The organism is Mesorhizobium sp. M7A.F.Ca.ET.027.03.2.1 (genome assembly GCF_003999175.1).
In the GTDB taxonomy this organism is placed as follows: domain Bacteria; phylum Pseudomonadota; class Alphaproteobacteria; order Rhizobiales; family Rhizobiaceae; genus Mesorhizobium.
The window spans coordinates 1-2140 of sequence record NZ_RZOM01001061.1 but is presented as its reverse complement, the minus strand read 5'-3'; the positions used below and the strand labels follow the sequence as shown (position 1 = coordinate 2140).

3 protein-coding genes and 1 pseudogene are annotated in these 2140 nt (G+C 61.9%); 1 reads left to right on the top strand and 3 read right to left on the bottom strand.

The genetic code is table 11. From position 1 onward, the window contains the following. A pseudogene (locus tag EN750_RS31115) lies at positions 1-245 on the bottom strand (N-methylproline demethylase); the annotation flags it as partial. 101 nt (positions 246-346) lie between these two features. Here EN750_RS31115 and queF point away from each other — a divergent pair. Beyond that, positions 347-808, top strand: a complete 462-nt coding sequence (queF, locus tag EN750_RS31110) for a preQ(1) synthase (protein ID WP_010915503.1) — start codon at positions 347-349, stop codon at positions 806-808. A 7-nt stretch (positions 809-815) separates the two neighbouring features. Here the strand turns inward: queF and EN750_RS31105 are convergent, their stop codons facing one another. Then, a complete protein-coding gene (locus EN750_RS31105) occupies positions 816-1691 on the bottom strand; it encodes an alpha/beta fold hydrolase (protein WP_127399005.1) in 876 nt (291 codons plus the stop codon). 7 nt (positions 1692-1698) lie between these two features. Beyond that, on the bottom strand, positions 1699-2140 hold a 442-nt coding region (locus EN750_RS31100), incomplete at its 5' end, for a hypothetical protein (RefSeq protein ID WP_127399004.1).

Below are 2140 nucleotides of genomic sequence, written 5' to 3'. Positions count from 1 at the left end.
ATCCTGTCGTCATAGACATGCAGATTGCCGAAAGCGGCCGGGCTATCGCGAGAGACGATCGCCGAGCCGGCGGTCATGGTCAGCGCCATGCCGCCCTTGGCCTTCTCGGCATGGTAGAGCCGGTATCGCTGTTTCGGCATGCCGTCCTCGGAATAGGCCGGCTCATGGCTGGTCGACATGACCCGGTTCTTCAGCGTCAGGTGTTTGAGTTGGTAGGGCTGGAGAAGCGGATCGTTGCTGGTCATCGTCTTCCTGCGGTTTCAAATTGTGCTAATGAGCGGCAAAATTCGTTTTCAAGCATGTCGTCCCGCACGCACTCCGGGCGCATGCGACAAGGATTGCGCCCATGATCGACACCAAAACCCTCACCCAACTCGGCGCGCACGTCGAGACGCCACAAAGCCCCGAAGCAGCGGTCCTGGAGACCGTACCGTTTTCGCGCGGTGACGGACCGCCGGCGATCGTGCGCTTCACCTGCCCGGAATTCACCTCGCTGTGCCCAGTCACCGGCCAGCCGGACTTCGCCCATATCGTCATCGACTACGCACCCGATGCGGCTTTGGTGGAATCGAAGTCGCTCAAGCTGTTCATGACCTCGTTCCGCAACCATGGCGCCTTCCATGAAGACTGCACCGTCATGATCGGCCGCCGCATCGTGGCGGCAACCAAGCCGCTGTGGTTGCGCATAGGCGGCTATTGGTATCCACGCGGCGGCATTCCGATCGATGTGTTCTGGCAGACAGGCGCTCCGCCGGAAGGCGCCTGGCTGCCCGACACCGGGGTTGCGCCCTATCGCGGACGAGGTTGAGCGAACGTCAACCATGGATGGCACCCGTCCGGCAGAGCTTTGTTGCAAGAAAGGAAAAGATAGCATCGCTGTAGCGCAGTTGGTCGTAGCGCAGCAGATCGACATGGCCTGCGCCCCCAAACCAGACGAGTTGTGAACCAGCGGCAGCATTCTGCAGCGCCAGCACCTGTCCATGATCGATGAAAGGGTCGGTGCTGCCTGCAAGCAGCATCAGCGGCTTGCCGATAGCAGCAAGATGGTCGACCGGCTTGACATCATCGGCGCTCAACCCGAGACGAAGCGGCATCTGTGCCAAAAGGACATCGGCTTGGAAACCGCGCCAGAAGTGGAAAGGCATTCGCCACGCTGTAGTTTCGCGTAAGGTTGCGTAGAGCTGCTCCAGCACATAAGCATCGGCAGGCGCTTGCGGTGCGGCAAAGACAAGTGCGGCGGCGCCAAGCGACGAGCCGATGGCGCCAAGCTTCTGGCCTGAAAAGCGTTGCCGAGCAAAGGTAATAATACGGGCGGCGTCCGGGCCTTCCGAATACCCGAAGCCCTGAACGGCGCCGCCGTTCTCTCCATGACCGGAGAGGTCGAACAAGACAACGGAATAGCCAGCGTCGAACAAGAGCTTCGCCTTTTGAACCAAGGCCAGCCTGTTGGCGCCGCGCCCATGTAGCAGCACAATCGCACCGCAACTGCCCTTTCGATCGGCTACCCAGCCGACAAGCTCGGGCGCATCGGCCTGGTCGAGTACGACGCGCTCGACGGAGAAGTCCCCAGGCGCTGCCAGAGCTTGCCGCGGCTGGCGAGCGACCAGTATCGTGCCGATGTGCCAGTCGAACACGCCCCCGGCAACGCCGAGTCCGACCAGCACGATGGCTAGCGAAAAGCAAAGCTTCATCGCCGGTTCATTCGCACTGATACTGGCTGAGTGCCCATTCGCCGGTCACCGACAATAGGTCCGATATCTTCCAGTCGCCGTCGACCCTCTTGAATTTCCATTCCAGCCGGTGCGGGTTGCCCGATATGACGAAGGCGACGATGACCTTGGCCTGGTCGCCGTTGATCGCCTCGAGCGTCTTCAGGCTTTTGTCGATCTCGGCCTTGTCGTAATCGGCATTGTCGAGCGCCATGTTGGGGTCGAGGCACTCGCCCTGCCCGGATTTGCGCAACGCGTCGCTCTTGTCGAGCACGGTTTTGGCCGGGTCGATGAAATGGCTTCGCTCGGCCGGATCGATCTCCAGTCCGACCTGATCGTAAAACGGCCGCACCACGGCGGTCGGCGAGCCCGGCTGGATCGGTGCGGCGGGCGCGGCTTCGGCTGGCGACCATCCCACCGGCGGCGTGGCC

Coding starts and splice junctions, on each gene's coding strand:
- queF (WP_010915503.1), top strand. CDS start 347: ATGATCGACACCAAAACCCTCACCCAACTCGGCGCGCACGTCGAGACG.
- EN750_RS31105 (WP_127399005.1), bottom strand. CDS start 1,691: ATGAAGCTTTGCTTTTCGCTAGCCATCGTGCTGGTCGGACTCGGCGTT.